The organism is Roseovarius sp. TE539 (genome assembly GCF_003298505.1).
GTDB lineage: Bacteria > Pseudomonadota > Alphaproteobacteria > Rhodobacterales > Rhodobacteraceae > Roseovarius.
The window spans coordinates 1-13,382 of the sequence record NZ_QNGB01000017.1 but is presented as its reverse complement, the minus strand read 5'-3'; the positions used below and the strand labels follow the sequence as shown (position 1 = coordinate 13,382).

Sequence of the window (13,382 nt, the reverse complement as noted above, 5' to 3'; positions counted from 1 at the left end):
CCAGAGGGCGGGACAAAATTTTCAGTGGCGCGTCGGACCCGGAGCCACCGTCGCGGCTTCGGCCTCCTCGACGGCCCTTTCGGCATCCTCGGGGGCCTGTGACGGCACCGCGTAGGCGCCGCTCATCCAGCGGCCCAGGTCGATGTCCGCGCAGCGTTTCGAACAGAAGGGCCGGACCCGTTCTTCGGGTTTTCCGGCACAGATCGGACAACTCATCGAAGCACCTCCCGCAGGTCGACCCGGTCCCGTTTGCGTTGAAGTTCATAATGCCCCAGCGGAGTCCAGCCCACAAGGGTCGTTTCCACCCCGTCGGTGCGCAGTGCCGCGCGCAGCGCCGCCTCGACGCCCGGCCTTTCCTTCTTTGGCATCGGCGCGAAATCGACCGTGACCTGTCCGCCAAGGCCCCGCAGGCGCAATTGGCGCGGCAAGTCCTTCGCCGCGGCCAGGTTGGCCTTCAGGCCCGCCGAGGGCGAGGTATCCCCGCCCGTGTTCACATCCACGGCCACCAGTGCACGGGTCGGCTCCACCCACATTCCCGCGCCCCCGGCCAGCCGCGCCTGTGGCGCGCGCAACTCTTCGATAAGGTCCAGCACGCCCTGTTCGGCGAAGCAACCGGTCGTGGTCACGACCTGTGCCGGCACGGTCCAGTCCCGCCATGCCAGGGCGTGCGGCCCGTCACCCTCGGTCAGCTTCTCGGGCACGGCGCCCCCGGCATCGCCCATCACCGCGATGGCCAACGCCATCATGGCACCGATGTCCTCGGCGATCGTCTCCGCTTCCGCCTCCGCACAGGACGAGCGCAGGATCAGCCCGGTCTTCCCGGCCGGCCCGTCGCCGGCCATTGCCTCATGTGCGATCTCCAGCAGGGTGTCGCGCTGCGCCTCGTCGCGGATCCCGCGCGAGACATTGAGGCCCGGCGCACCCGGCGTCACGATCGCATGACGGCTCTTGAACAGGATCCGGCCCGTCACCGGCAACGCCTTGCCCGGTTCGGCATACCCCGTCACCTGCACCAGCAGCGACTGCCCGGGCGATATGCCCCTGACCTGCCGCAGGAAAGCCGGCCCCTCCGGGGTGCGCAGGAACATGCCGCCCTGGCCCTTCACGGGCCGGTCCGCGATGGCGCGATAGATGGTTCCCGGGCGTGGCCGGTCGCTGTCGATCAGAAGGTCGTCCAGCCGCCCGTCAACCAGCAATGCGGCGGCTTCGGCCCCGCCCAGATGGTCCAGCGCGATCAAACGCCCCTTCACGACGCCGCACCATGAAGGGGATAGCCCGCCGCCTGCAGAAGTCCCGCGGTCTCGCAGAGCGGCAGCCCCACTACCGCGGTGAAAGAGCCCTGGATCCAGGGAATAAGCACCGCGGCGGGCCCCTGGATGCCATAGCCCCCCGCCTTTCCGTGCCAATCCCCGGTCGCCAGATAGGCGGTCAGCTCGGGGTCCGAGATCCGTTTCATCTTGACGGCGGTCACCACCTCGCGCTGCCACAGGCGGGTGCCGCGCCGAATGGCCACGGCAGTGACCACCCTGTGCCGCCGCCCCGACATGGCGCGCAGGAAACCGGCGGCCTCGTGCGCGTCTGCGGGTTTGCCAAGGATGCGGCGGCCAAGCGCCACCGTGGTGTCCGCCGACAGGACGATGTCCTCGTCGGCCGCCACCACGGCCTGTGCCTTCTCGCGCGCCATACGGGCGCAGTAGGGTCGCGGCAACTCGCCTTTCGCGGGGGTTTCATCTATTTCGGGCGGGCGGATATCATCCGCCACCACCCCGATCTGCGCCAGCAATTCGCGGCGCCGCGGGCTGCCGGACCCAAGGATCAGCCGCATGAACTAGCCGGCCGCCCGTTACTTGAAGCGGTAGTTGATCCGACCCTTGGTCAGATCGTAGGGGGTCATTTCCACCTGCACCTTGTCGCCTGCCAGAACCCGGATGCGGTTCTTGCGCATCTTGCCTGCCGTATGCGCGATGATCTCATGGCCGTTCTCAAGCTCGACCCGGAATGTCGCGTTGGGCAGGAGTTCCTTCACGACACCGGGAAATTCGAGCGTATCTTCCTTGGCCATGGTCTCTCCTTCTTCAACGTCTCCGCTCTGCCGCGGAATGTCATGTAAATGGCCCCATCCGGCGTTTTTTTCAAGCGCATAATCATCCGAGCCGCTCGGGTGTGGCCGGCCCGTCGCGCCCGGCCTGCTCATCCCAGTGACGACGGCCAAGAACCACGCCGTCGGCACGCACATGCGCCACGGCCGCCGAGTCGATCGAGGCATAGGTCCAGCCCGGTTTGCCCAGAACTCCCGCGCCGATGATCCCGTCGGATGGAAACCCGGTATCGGGCGGCCCGAACACGCCGCCCGCCCCGCAATTGGCGTCCACCGCGGGGCACCATTCCGCCGGCCCCACCGTAGAGGCCATGACACTCACGCATTGCGCCTCAAGCGCGCGGGCCATCGCGCCCACCCGTACCCGCCAGTACCCTGCCAGGGCCTCGGTGCAGGACGGCACCAATATCACATCCGCCTCCGCAAGAGCCCGCCCGAGAAGCGGAAATTCCGCGTCATAGCAAATCAGAACCCCGATACGGCCGAGGGCGGTATCGAAAAGTTTCAACGGCCCGCCGGGCGCGATCCGCCACTCGTCCCGTTCGAACCGGGTCATGATCTGCTTGTCCTGGATGCCCATGCCACCCGTCGGGGTGAAAAGCCGCGTCCGGTTCACCGGCCGCTTCCCGATCCAAGGGTCAAAAACCGGCGCCGACGCTGCAAGGACATGCACCTTGTATTTCACCGCCAGGTCGCCGTGCAGGGCGTCGGCCTCCCCGATGCGCTCCGAGACGGCCGCCGCCGCCAACTCAAGCTCGCCCGCCGCCGAAGCGCCCGCCAGCATTGACAGTTCCATCGCGCCATACTCCGGAAACACCAGGAGTTCGGCCCCCTGTCCAGCCGCATCGGCGATCCATGCCTCGATCTTGGTGGCGTAATCGGCCCAATGTCTCAACGGGTCCAGGGGATAAGCCGCGGTCGCAACTTTCATGACACTATTCCTTTCCGGCCGCTCCGGCGATTCCCGCGGGTCTGCGGCTCATGCCGCCTGGCCGTCGGTAAACTGCAACCGTGCAAGCCGCGCGTAAAGCCCGTCCTCGGCAACCAGGCTGTCATGGGTGCCCTGCGCGACGATCCGGCCCCGGTCCATCACGATGATCCGGTCGGCCTTCTTGACCGTGGCCAAACGGTGCGCGACGATCACCGTCGTGCGGGTGCGGGCCATCGCGTCCACGGCATGCTGCACCGCCCGCTCGCTTTCCGCATCCAGCGCCGAGGTGGCCTCGTCCAGCAGCAGGACCGGCGCGTCACGCAGGATCGCGCGCGCGATCGCCACACGCTGCTTCTGCCCGCCCGACAGCATGACACCGCGTTCCCCCAGCCAGGTGTCGTATCCCTCCGGCAGATCGACGATGAAGTCATGCGCGGCGGCCGAACGGGCAGCCGCTTCCACCTCTGCGTCACTTGCGTCCAGCCGCCCGAAACGGATGTTCTCGCGCGCCGAGGCGGCGAAGATCACCGGATCCTGCGGCACCAGGGCCATCTGGCGCCGGAAGTCTGCCCGCCGCAGCGTCGACAGGTCGGCACCGTCCAGCATGACCCGCCCCGCATCAGGGTCGTAGAACCGCTGCAAGAGCTGCACGATGGTGGTCTTGCCGGCCCCCGACGGCCCCACCAGTGCCACCGTTTCCCCCGGCGCGATGGTCAGGTCCAGCGTGTCCAGCGCCGGAACGCCGGGGCGCGACGGATAGGCAAAGCCCACCCTGTCAAAGCGCAGTTCACCACGTACCGGCCGGGGCAGCGCCACCGGCTTCGGCGGGTCGCTCACCCTGTCCTCCGCGGTCAGCAGTTCCATCAGGCGCTCGGTGGCCCCTGCGGCGCGTTGCAGTTCGCCCCAGATTTCCGCCAGCGCCGCCACCGCCCCCGCTACCATGACCGAATAGATCACGAACTGCACCAGCGTGCCTGCGGTCATGTCGCCGGCGCGCACGTCCCGCGCTCCGATCCACAGGACACACACGATCCCCGTGAACACAAGGAAGATCACGATCACCGTCATCAGTGCCCGGGTCAGGATGCGCCGCCGTGCCGAGTCGAAGCTCTGTTCGGTCACCTGCCCGAAGGCATCGCGGCTGGCGGCCTCATGCGTGAAGGCCTGCACCGTCTGCACGCTGGTCAGGGCCTCCGAGGCATTGCCGGAACTGGCCGCGATCCAGTCCTGGTTTTCGCGGCTCAGACTGCGCAGGCGCCGGCCCAGAACCATGATCGGCACGATCACCAGTGGCACGATGAGCAGCACCAGACCGGTCAGCTTGGCCGAGGTGAACAGCATCAGGACGATCCCGCCCACCAGCAACAGAAGGTTTCTCAACGCGATCGAGATCGACGAGCCGATGACGCTGAGCACCAGAGTCGTGTCAGTGGTGATCCGGCTCAGGACCTCGCCGGTCATGATGCGCTCGAAGAATGCCGGACTCATTCCGATCATCCGGTCGAACAGGGCCTTGCGCAGATCGGCCACCACGCGTTCACCCAGCCGCGTGACCAGCGCGTAACGCAGCCCCGTGCCCAAGGCCAGAAGCGCCGCGATACCGAGCGCGGCGGCAAAATATGTGTCCAGGATGGCGCCGTCCTCGGCGTTGAAATTGTCAACGACCCGTCGCACCGCCAGCGGAAGCGCAAGCGACACGCAGGCCGTCAGCACAAGCGCCGCAAGCGCGGCTGCCATCAGAAGCCGGTAAGGCCGTATATGCGGCCACAGCCCGGCCAGCGCGCTTACCTTTCTGGATTTCTCCCGATCGATCTTGTCGGCGTCGTTGGCGGCTTTGCGCACCATGTGGAAGTCCCCTGTGGTTGGGCGCGTTTCTTGGCCGCGCGGCGCCGCGGGGTCAAGGCCCTTGTCGTCGCGCGGCCCCGTTGGCCGACCCTTCAGCCGGTTTCGCCGCCGCGCCCGTCGTTTTGTTCTCCAAGTGCCAGGGTGTGCGCCCGCAGCCAGGTCATGAAGCCGCGCGGATCGCTTTCCAGCAGGCGCATCTGCTCGTCGCTGACCGGCGCCCCCACCACCGGCGCTTGCGGCTTGTTGCAGCTGTGCACGATCTCGTGCAGCAACAACCCCTGACGCAGTGTCGCGGAAACCCGGTTCGCCATCTGGTACCAACGCGAATTGGCCCCGGGAAAGAAGATCGGCACCACCCGTGCGCCGGACCGCCGGATCATCTGTGCGGTGAACACGTTCCATTCGCGCTCGACCGCCGGCCCGAACAACGTGTCCGACGAGGCGACCACTCCGGAGGGAAACAGGCTGACAAGCCCGCCTTCCTTGAGTTGGGCCATCGCCTTGGCCCGCATTTCCACGGATTTGCGCTGCGCATCGGGCTCGTGCGGGAACGGCACCGGGATCATGTAGGAGGCTGCGATCTCGTCGATCCCGGTCAACAGTGCCCGCGTAAGGATCTTGTAATCGCTGCGCCGCCGCCCGATCAGTTCCGCCAGGATCATGCCGTCCACCATTCCGTGGGGGTGGTTGGCAACCGCCACCACGGGCCCCTCGGCGGGAATGTTGCGCAACTGTTCGGACGGGGTTCGAAGGTCGATTCCCATCACGTCCAGCGCCGCCCGCCAGAACGCGGGGCCGGTGGGCGCGCCGCGGCGTTCGAACTCGCTGATCAGGCGCAGGATAGTGATCTTGCCGGTGAACCATTCCACCGACCGGATCGCTGCCGATTTCAGCGGGCTGTCGAACGAATTGGCGTAGGTCAGGCTGCGGCGATCGTATTTCGTGAACGAAACCGTCTCCGCCGGCGCATCGCCCGCCTGCTGATCTGGATATTCGGCCACCTGCTCAGATCCCATTGCGTCATGCCCGCTCCGGCTGCGCGGCTACATTTCCTCTCCGAAACGGTCCGCGATCAGCGCCTCGACCGCATCAGCCAGCGCCGCGGCATCGGGCCCCGAAGTGCGCACGTCAATAGTCGTTCCTTTCGACGCTGCCAACATCAAAAGACCCATGATGCTGTCGCCACCGGTGCTTTGACCGTCCTGGGAAACCTCCGCGGTGGCGTCGAACCCCTCAACCACCTCCACCAGCCGCGCGGCGGCGCGGGCGTGAAGGCCTTTTTCATTCACGATTCGCAGGCTGCGCGTCACTGTTTCGGGCATGGGATCTTCTGCTCTACCGAAATGTTCTGGCTGTCAATGTACTTGCGCCCTGCATCGAGTGCATTGCGCACCGCCTCGGCCAGGGGCAGGTGGCGGCTTTTCGCCAGTTTGATCAGCAGCGGAAGGTTGGCCCCGTAAAGGATGCGACGATTCTCCGGGCGACAGGCCCTCAACGAAAGGTTTGACGGCGATCCGCCGAACATGTCGGTGACGATCACCACGCCATCGCCGGTGTCCACGTCATCGGCGGCGGCACAGATCTCGGTCTGCTTGGACTCTCGGTCATGGTCGCGATCTATGGCGATTGCCCTGACGTCCTGCTGTTGGCCAACCACATGCTCGATCGCACCGAGATATTCACGGGCCAGCCCGCCATGCGCCACGATCACGATACCGATCAACGCCCCGTCTTCCCTTCAGATGCTTTGACCGCTCCGGCAGGTGCCTGCCGGTCGCGGCCCAGTTCACGATGTCTTATTGACACCTGCCAGCCCGCCTGTGCAAGGGCCGTGGACAAAGTTTCTGCCATCACGACAGAGCGGTGGCGCCCGCCGGTACATCCGAAAGCGATCGAGAGATATGATTTCCCTTCCGCTTCGTAGGCCGGCAAAAGCAGTTCCACCAGCCCCTTCACCCGGTCGCTGAAGCCCGCGAATAGCGGGTCTTCGCGCACATGGGCAGCCACTTCGGGCGCCCGCCCGTCCAGTGCCCTGAGTCCTTCTTCCCAGTAGGGATTGCGCAGGAAACGGCAGTCCAGGATCATGTCCACCCCGCGCGGCAGCCCGCGCTTGTAGGAAAACGAATGAACCGAAACGGCAAGTTGCCGGCCAGCCTCGGGCGCGCACCAGCGTTCCACCTCGGCGCGAAGGTCATGCGGCGACAGGTCCGAACTGTCGATCAGGATGTCGGCGCGCGCCCGGATCGGGCTCAGAAGGTCGAATTCACGTTCTATTCCGATGCTCGGGCTTTCCGCCGGCGCCAGGGGATGGCGCCGCCGCGTCTCCGAGAAACGCCGGATCAGAACCTCCGCACGGCAGTCCACGTAAAGGATCTGCACCGGAACGTCACTGACCTCACCAATGCGGTCGATCGCCTCGATCAGCGCATGGGTGGAAAAATCGCGATTGCGGCAGTCGATGCCAAGCGCCGTGTGGCGGTCCGGCGCCGGCCCGTTGAGAAGGCGCGGTACCAGCGACAGCGGCATGTTGTCGATCGCCTCGTAGCCGATATCCTCCAGCGCCCGGATGGCGGTGCTGCGGCCGGCCCCCGATGGCCCGGTCACCAGTACCATGCTCGGTGCTGTGGGTCGGGGCTGATAATCACTGGCCTGCATCGATCGGTTCCTTGTCGTGGCGCATTATCCAACGCGTCCATGCTTTAGATATAGCATCAGCGCCGCCGGAAAATGGGGCGCGCGCGGATTTTCAACCAACGGCAGGGAAAGGCCCAGGATCTCGGTTTCGCGCGGTTCGGGCAGGCGCGCCGGCGGACCGGCATCCATGTCCACGACCAGGATCAGAGGCACCGGTCCCGCCGTCGGCGCAGCCAGAAGCCCGACGCCGCGCGCCTCGATCCGCCCCAGGATCGCCTCCGGAGCCTCCGCCAGGACGGCTGCACCGGCGCGTCGCAGGTGGGTCCGGTCGTCGGCCACCAATACCGCACCCAACGCGATCATCTCCAGGGCGAGCGTCGATTTCCCCGAGCCCGACGCGCCCCTGATCATTGCCGCGCAACCCGCCACGGCAACTGTGCTTGCATGCACGATCCTGTCGTCTTCGGACGCGGCGCGGGGGTCAGGCAGGCCCGGCATTGGACCCTCAGACAGGCAGGCCCACGACAAAGCGTGCACCCAGCGGATCTGAGGTGATGTCGGCTTCGGTCGGGCGGATGTTCTCGGCCCAGATGACACCACCATGCGCTTCGACGATCTGTTTGGATATGGCCAGGCCGAGGCCGGAATTATTGCCGAAATCGCTCTCGTCGCGCTGCGAATAGAAGCGTTTGAATATCTTTCCGAGGGCCTGATCCGGGATGCCGGGGCCGGTATCCTCCACCACCACGAGAACACGGTTCTCGCGCTGACGCGCCCACAGGCGTATGGCGTCACCATCCTCGCAGAAGCTGATCGCGTTGCTGATCAGGTTCACGAATACCTGCGCGAGACGAGCCTCGAGCCCCGTGATCACGACCGCCCGGTCAGGAAAATCGGTGATGAACTCGATGCCCTTGCCGCGCGCCTCCTCGCCAAGGTACTGTGAAAGGTTCTCCAGCATGCCCAGCAGGTCGAACGATTCCTCCTGCTCCTTGACCAGTTCGCTGTCCAGCCGCGAGGCATTGGAGATATCGCTCACCAGCCGGTCAAGCCGCCGCACGTCGTGGTCGATCACGTCCAGCAGCTTCTCGCGTTGTTCCGGCCGGTGGGCCACCCGCATCGTGCCCACCGCCGACCGAAGCGAGGCGAGGGGGTTCTTGATTTCGTGCGCCACGTCGGCCGCGAACTGCTCGTTGCCGTCGATCCGGTTATAGAGTGCTGCCACCATCCCGCGCAGGGCGCCGCTGAGTCTCCCGATCTCGTCGGGTCGCGCCGTGAGATCGGGTATACGGATGCGTCCGCCGCTGCCGGGACCGCGATGCCGGTCGCCGCCGATCTCGGCCGCGGCGGCCAGATCGGCCAGCGGATGCGCGATTGTCGAGGCGAGTATCAGGCTCAGTCCGATCGACACCAGCGTCGCGATGACGAACATCTGCAACACGCGCTCACGCTCGCTGCGCACCAGCGCGTCGATCTCGCCCGAGGCGCTGGCAATAGCCACCACCGCCACGGGTGTCGTCCCCTGCAAGACCGGCGTGGCCACGGCGAACACCGTGCCTTCGGCCACCTCGCCGGTCTCTATCTGGGTGCCCTGCGCAATTGCGCGCGGGACCATTTCACGCGCCTTGTCCTCCAGGCTCGCACCCGCGCCACTGTCGGAGTCTGCCGCGAAGGGCCCGGATATCCACTCCCAGATACCCGTCAGCCCGTCGGTAATCAGCGTCGGGCGGGTGTCGGCGGGGCTGTCGCGCGGTTTGCCGTCGCCCACGACATGCCCGGCCAGCGTGCCCGAGGTGTCGAAGACAAGAACCTCGGCCCCGCGCCTAAGGTCCAGACCGTCCAGCGTTTGAGCCACATCCACGCCGTCACCGGTCACCACGCTTACCGGCGCACCCGCCGGAAGCTGCGCCTCGAAAACGTCGGCGATCAACTCGGCCTCGACCAGAAGGCTGTTGGCGCGTTGCAGCGCCAGCCCATCCCGCGACGAGTTGAGATAAAGGATTCCGGCGACCAGCACATTGAGCGCGATGAGATTGAAGGTGATGATCCGTCTGGTCAGCGGCGACCCCCGAAGGGACAGGAACCCGCGCCGGGCGCGCCGTTCCTGAAGTTCGTCCTCGACCACGGCATCGGGCGCAACGAAATCATCGCCCAGAACAACATCGCCGTCCTGGCCGCGCGAGTCGTCGCGCATGCTCATCCCATCCGCCAGCGCCATCGCCTATTCTTCGTTGTAGCGATAGCCGATGCCATAAAGCGTCTCGATCGCCGAGAATTCGTCATCCACCATTCTCAGCTTCTTGCGCAACCGCTTGATGTGACTGTCGATCGTGCGATCGTCCACGTAGACCTGATCGTCATAGGCCACGTCCATGAGTTGATCGCGGCTCTTGACGAAACCGGGCCTCTGCGCCAACGCCTGCAGCAGCAGGAATTCCGTCACCGTCAGCGATACGTCCTTTCCCTTCCAGGTCACCGCGTGGCGAAGTGGGTCCATCCGCAGGTGGCCACGTTCGATCACCTTGGTTTCCTCGGTGTCGCCGACGATGTCGCCGTCGATCGCGTCCTGCCGACGCAGCAGTGCGCGAATCCGCTCTACCAGCAGGCGCTGCGAGAAGGGCTTCTTGACGTAGTCGTCTGCGCCCATGCGAAGGCCCAGAACCTCGTCGATCTCGTCATCCTTGGACGTCAGGAAGATCACCGGCATGGAGGATTTCTGCCGCAGCCGCTGCAGCAGGTCCATCCCGTCCATGCGCGGCATCTTGATGTCCAGCACGGCCATGTCCGGCAATTTCTTGTTGAAGGCGTCATAGGCCTGCTGGCCGTCATTGTAGGTTTCGACCTCGAAGCCTTCGGCCTCAAGCGTCATGGACACCGATGTCAGGATATTCCTGTCATCGTCCACGAGGGCGATCTTCGACATGCTGTGTTCCTTGTGCTGCTCTGATTTGCCTGTTTTTCTTCCATTATGCGCCCTTTCGGCCTTTACAATCAATCCAAAACTGCGAATCGGGTTCCGCGACTGCGCCCATTTGGCCGCACAACGCCTTAACGGAGGGTAAATTGCGCTCCTTGCGGTGACGGTCAGGCGGTTCCTTGCCCGGCCCTGAGGGTGGTTGCGCTAACTTGCGTTTGGTTGCGCTAACTGCGCGAAAGCGTCCTGTTCTTTTCCGGAAACGGCATGTTATGAGGCAGCAATGGACGGTGCTCCCCGGCACAGGAAAGCCCGGCTGCCCGCCCGGCCAAGGCCGCCGCCCGGTGCGGTAATGATACTGACTGGAGACTGACGCAGATGACATTCGGACGGGTAAACCCGCAATTCCGGCTTGAAGATCAGGGCATCGAAGGGCTGGAAGATGTCCATTACAACCTGATCGAACCCGCCCTGATCGAAGCGGCGCTGCGCAACGGCGAGGGCACCCTCGGACAGGGCGGCGCCTTCCTCGTCTCCACCGGCCGTTTCACCGGCCGCTCGCCCAGGGACAAGCATGTCGTCCGCACCGCCGCCGTGGACAAGCACATCTGGTGGGAAAACAACGCCGAGATGAGCGCGCAGGGCTTCGACGCGCTCTACGATGACATGCGCGCGCACATGAAAGGCCGCACCTACTACGTTCAGGACCTGATCGGCGGCGCCGACCCCAAGCACGCGATCAATGTGCGCATGGTCACCGAACTTGCCTGGCACGGGTTGTTCATCCGCCACATGCTGCGCCGGCCCGACCGCGCCGCGCTGGACGGGTTCATGGCCGATTTCACGGTCATCAACTGCCCCTCGTTCAAGGCCGACCCGGATCGCCACGGGTGCCGTAGCGAAACGGTGATTGCGCTCAATTTCGATCGCAAGCTGATCCTCATCGGCGGCACCGAATACGCCGGCGAGAACAAGAAATCGGTCTTCACGCTGCTCAACTACATCCTGCCGGAAAAGGGCATCATGCCGATGCACTGTTCGGCCAACCACGCCGAGGGCAATCCCGTTGACACGGCCGTATTCTTCGGCCTTTCGGGCACCGGCAAGACCACCCTGTCGGCGGATCCCGCCCGCACGCTGATCGGCGATGACGAGCATGGCTGGTCCGATCGCGGCACCTTTAATTTCGAGGGTGGCTGCTATGCCAAGACGATCAACCTGGATCCCGAGGCGGAACCGGAAATCTACGCGACCACGGCCAAGTTCGGCACGGTGATCGAGAACATGGTCTACGATCCCGAGACCCTGGAACTGGATTTCGAGGATGACAGCCTTACCGCCAATATGCGCTGTGCCTATCCGTTGCACTACATCTCCAACGCCTCCGATACCGCGCTTGGCGGGCATCCCAAGAACGTGATCATGCTGACCTGTGACGCGTTCGGCGTGCTGCCCCCCATAGCGCGGCTGACGCCTGCGCAGGCCATGTATCATTTCCTGTCGGGCTTCACCTCGAAGGTGGCGGGGACCGAGCGCGGCGTGACCGAACCCGAGCCCACGTTCTCGACCTGTTTCGGCGCCCCCTTCATGCCGCGCCGTCCCGAAGCCTACGGCAACCTGCTACGCGAGAAGATCGCCAAGCACGGCGCCACCTGCTGGCTGGTCAACACCGGTTGGACGGGCGGGGCCTACGGGACCGGTTCCCGGATGCCGATCAAGGCCACGCGCGCGCTGCTTTCGGCGGCGCTCGACGGGTCGCTTGGCGAGGTCGAGTTCCGCAAGGATCCCAATTTTGGCTTCGAGGTGCCGGTCGAGGTACCCGGCGTGGCCGAGGTCCTGCTCGACCCCCGCCGCACCTGGGACGACCCGTCAGCTTATGACAATCAGGCCGAGCGACTGGTGCAGATGTTCGCCGACAATTTTGAACAGTACGTGCCCTATATCGACGAGGATGTGAAAGCCGCCGCAATCGGGTGACCGGAAGGTCGGGCTTTCCGGTCAAAACCCTGTTCAAACCGTTCAGGATCCGGAGGGGCATCAAAGTGCCAAAATTCCCCGGCGGACGAGGTTGCACGCGGCCAGAAGCAACACCAGAAGCGTGAGCAGGCGAAAACTTCGCTGGTCCACCCGGTCCTGTATCCACAATCCCACGGCCATTCCTGCAAATGCAGGAAAACACAGGAAAATCGAAAACGGAAGCGTCTCTGCCCGCAAGACGCCCGAAGCTACATGCGCGCCCAGAAGCGCGAGGGCGCCAAGGCCGTAGATCACCCCCTGCACGCGCATCTGTTCGCCCTTGTCGGTTTCCCGCGCGGTCAGCATCGCCACGGTTGGCGGCCCCCAAACGCCCGATATTCCGCCGAAAAAACCGGCCACGGCACCGATCGCCGCTTCCCATCTCCGGCCCGCATTCCGCGGCAGCCGTAACGGCCATCCCGCCAACGCACTCCCGGCATAAAGCAGGATCGGCCCTCCGATCATCAGCAACATGACGCCCTGCGGCAACACCCGAACCAGTTGCGCGGAAGCCAGCAACAGCACCAGACCCGAGATCAGGAAGACCCTGAATTTACTAACGGAGTCCCATGCTGCGCGTCGTCCCTGCCGCAGCGCCTGCCACCCGTTGGTGAGCAATGTGGGCAGGATCAGCCCTGCCAACGCCACCTCCGGCGCGACGACAGACCCCAGCCCCGAAATCAGGATCATCGGCATCGCGAATCCGACCACGCCCTTTACCAGCCCGGCCAGCATGCTGATCAATATCACGAAAAACACGCTGCCCGCTGGCAGGAGTTCGGCAATCATGGTCATGCACCTTTCTTAGCACCCCGCTCTAGGCGGCGTCTGCATTTAGGGGATTCCCAAATCGGTTCTCGTTTGATTCAAGATCAAAAACGGGAGGCGATCTTGAGCAGACGGACTTTGACAGACAGGCAGTGGGCGATCATCGAACCTTTGGT

General features: G+C 64.9%; 15 protein-coding genes. 1 reads left to right on the top strand and 14 read right to left on the bottom strand.

Going from position 1 to position 13,382, the window contains the following annotated elements:
• Nucleotides 1-21 precede the first annotated feature (21 nt).
• The 13 genes from DQW77_RS11595 to DQW77_RS11535 form a co-directional block, all read right to left on the bottom strand.
• Nucleotides 22-216, bottom strand: coding sequence for a DNA gyrase inhibitor YacG (locus DQW77_RS11595; RefSeq protein ID WP_113258395.1), 195 nt, complete (start codon nt 214-216; stop codon nt 22-24).
• Complete coding sequence (locus tag DQW77_RS11590; protein ID WP_113258394.1) at nt 213-1,250, bottom strand: ribonuclease E/G; 1,038 nt, start codon at nt 1,248-1,250, stop codon at nt 213-215. The genes DQW77_RS11595 and DQW77_RS11590 overlap by 4 nt, the downstream gene beginning before the upstream one ends.
• Complete coding sequence (locus DQW77_RS11585) at nt 1,247-1,825, bottom strand: nucleoside triphosphate pyrophosphatase (RefSeq protein ID WP_113258393.1); 579 nt, start codon at nt 1,823-1,825, stop codon at nt 1,247-1,249. The genes DQW77_RS11590 and DQW77_RS11585 overlap by 4 nt, the downstream gene beginning before the upstream one ends.
• An 18-nt stretch (nt 1,826-1,843) precedes the next feature.
• Complete coding sequence (gene infA, locus DQW77_RS11580) at nt 1,844-2,062, bottom strand: translation initiation factor IF-1 (protein ID WP_005978431.1); 219 nt, start codon at nt 2,060-2,062, stop codon at nt 1,844-1,846.
• An 82-nt stretch (nt 2,063-2,144) separates the two neighbouring features.
• Complete coding sequence (locus DQW77_RS11575; protein ID WP_113258392.1) at nt 2,145-3,029, bottom strand: carbon-nitrogen hydrolase family protein; 885 nt, start codon at nt 3,027-3,029, stop codon at nt 2,145-2,147.
• A 48-nt stretch (nt 3,030-3,077) separates the two neighbouring features.
• Complete coding sequence (locus tag DQW77_RS11570) at nt 3,078-4,874, bottom strand: ABC transporter transmembrane domain-containing protein (RefSeq protein ID WP_113258391.1); 1,797 nt, start codon at nt 4,872-4,874, stop codon at nt 3,078-3,080.
• A gap of 92 nt (nt 4,875-4,966) precedes the next feature.
• On the bottom strand, nt 4,967-5,890 hold the full coding sequence (locus DQW77_RS11565; RefSeq protein ID WP_113258390.1) for a lysophospholipid acyltransferase family protein: 924 nt from the start codon (nt 5,888-5,890) through the stop codon (nt 4,967-4,969).
• Between the two features lie 27 nt (nt 5,891-5,917).
• Entirely contained in the window at nt 5,918-6,196 is a 279-nt protein-coding gene (locus DQW77_RS11560) for an HPr family phosphocarrier protein (protein WP_113258389.1), read from the bottom strand.
• Complete coding sequence (locus DQW77_RS11555) at nt 6,181-6,597, bottom strand: PTS sugar transporter subunit IIA (RefSeq protein WP_113258388.1); 417 nt, start codon at nt 6,595-6,597, stop codon at nt 6,181-6,183. Before DQW77_RS11555 ends, DQW77_RS11560 begins: the two co-directional genes overlap by 16 nt.
• Nucleotides 6,594-7,529 (bottom strand): RNase adapter RapZ, encoded by a 936-nt coding sequence (gene rapZ, locus DQW77_RS11550; RefSeq protein ID WP_113258387.1) that lies wholly within the window; start codon nt 7,527-7,529, stop codon nt 6,594-6,596. Before rapZ ends, DQW77_RS11555 begins: the two co-directional genes overlap by 4 nt.
• 24 nt (nt 7,530-7,553) lie before the next feature.
• Nucleotides 7,554-8,006 (bottom strand): HPr kinase/phosphorylase, encoded by a 453-nt coding sequence (locus DQW77_RS11545; protein WP_113258386.1) that lies wholly within the window; start codon nt 8,004-8,006, stop codon nt 7,554-7,556.
• 7 nt (nt 8,007-8,013) lie between these two features.
• Nucleotides 8,014-9,726, bottom strand: a complete 1,713-nt coding sequence (locus DQW77_RS11540) for a sensor histidine kinase (RefSeq protein ID WP_181711250.1) — start codon at nt 9,724-9,726, stop codon at nt 8,014-8,016.
• 3 nt (nt 9,727-9,729) lie between these two features.
• A complete protein-coding gene (locus DQW77_RS11535) occupies nt 9,730-10,431 on the bottom strand; it encodes a response regulator transcription factor (RefSeq protein ID WP_113258385.1) in 702 nt (233 codons plus the stop codon).
• A gap of 369 nt (nt 10,432-10,800) precedes the next feature.
• Between DQW77_RS11535 and DQW77_RS11530 the strand changes: the two genes are divergently transcribed.
• Nucleotides 10,801-12,399 (top strand): phosphoenolpyruvate carboxykinase, encoded by a 1,599-nt coding sequence (locus DQW77_RS11530; protein ID WP_113258384.1) that lies wholly within the window; start codon nt 10,801-10,803, stop codon nt 12,397-12,399.
• 60 nt (nt 12,400-12,459) lie between these two features.
• On the opposite strand, the gene DQW77_RS11525 is transcribed toward DQW77_RS11530, so the two are convergent.
• A complete protein-coding gene (locus DQW77_RS11525; protein WP_113258383.1) occupies nt 12,460-13,233 on the bottom strand; it encodes a sulfite exporter TauE/SafE family protein in 774 nt (257 codons plus the stop codon).
• Between the last annotated feature and the right edge of the window lie 149 nt (nt 13,234-13,382).

What these genes read in the sequence shown, in the direction of transcription:
- DQW77_RS11595 (WP_113258395.1), bottom strand. Translation starts at nt 216, where the DNA reads ATGAGTTGTCCGATCTGTGCCGGAAAACCCGAAGAACGGGTCCGGCCC.
- DQW77_RS11585 (WP_113258393.1), bottom strand. Translation starts at nt 1,825, where the DNA reads ATGCGGCTGATCCTTGGGTCCGGCAGCCCGCGGCGCCGCGAATTGCTG.
- infA (WP_005978431.1), bottom strand. Translation starts at nt 2,062, where the DNA reads ATGGCCAAGGAAGATACGCTCGAATTTCCCGGTGTCGTGAAGGAACTC.
- DQW77_RS11575 (WP_113258392.1), bottom strand. Translation starts at nt 3,029, where the DNA reads ATGAAAGTTGCGACCGCGGCTTATCCCCTGGACCCGTTGAGACATTGG.
- DQW77_RS11570 (WP_113258391.1), bottom strand. Translation starts at nt 4,874, where the DNA reads ATGGTGCGCAAAGCCGCCAACGACGCCGACAAGATCGATCGGGAGAAA.
- DQW77_RS11565 (WP_113258390.1), bottom strand. Translation starts at nt 5,890, where the DNA reads ATGGGATCTGAGCAGGTGGCCGAATATCCAGATCAGCAGGCGGGCGAT.
- DQW77_RS11560 (WP_113258389.1), bottom strand. Translation starts at nt 6,196, where the DNA reads ATGCCCGAAACAGTGACGCGCAGCCTGCGAATCGTGAATGAAAAAGGC.
- rapZ (WP_113258387.1), bottom strand. Translation starts at nt 7,529, where the DNA reads ATGCAGGCCAGTGATTATCAGCCCCGACCCACAGCACCGAGCATGGTA.
- DQW77_RS11545 (WP_113258386.1), bottom strand. Translation starts at nt 8,006, where the DNA reads ATGCCGGGCCTGCCTGACCCCCGCGCCGCGTCCGAAGACGACAGGATC.
- DQW77_RS11540 (WP_181711250.1), bottom strand. Translation starts at nt 9,726, where the DNA reads ATGGCGCTGGCGGATGGGATGAGCATGCGCGACGACTCGCGCGGCCAG.
- DQW77_RS11535 (WP_113258385.1), bottom strand. Translation starts at nt 10,431, where the DNA reads ATGTCGAAGATCGCCCTCGTGGACGATGACAGGAATATCCTGACATCG.
- DQW77_RS11530 (WP_113258384.1), top strand. Translation starts at nt 10,801, where the DNA reads ATGACATTCGGACGGGTAAACCCGCAATTCCGGCTTGAAGATCAGGGC.
- DQW77_RS11525 (WP_113258383.1), bottom strand. Translation starts at nt 13,233, where the DNA reads ATGACCATGATTGCCGAACTCCTGCCAGCGGGCAGCGTGTTTTTCGTG.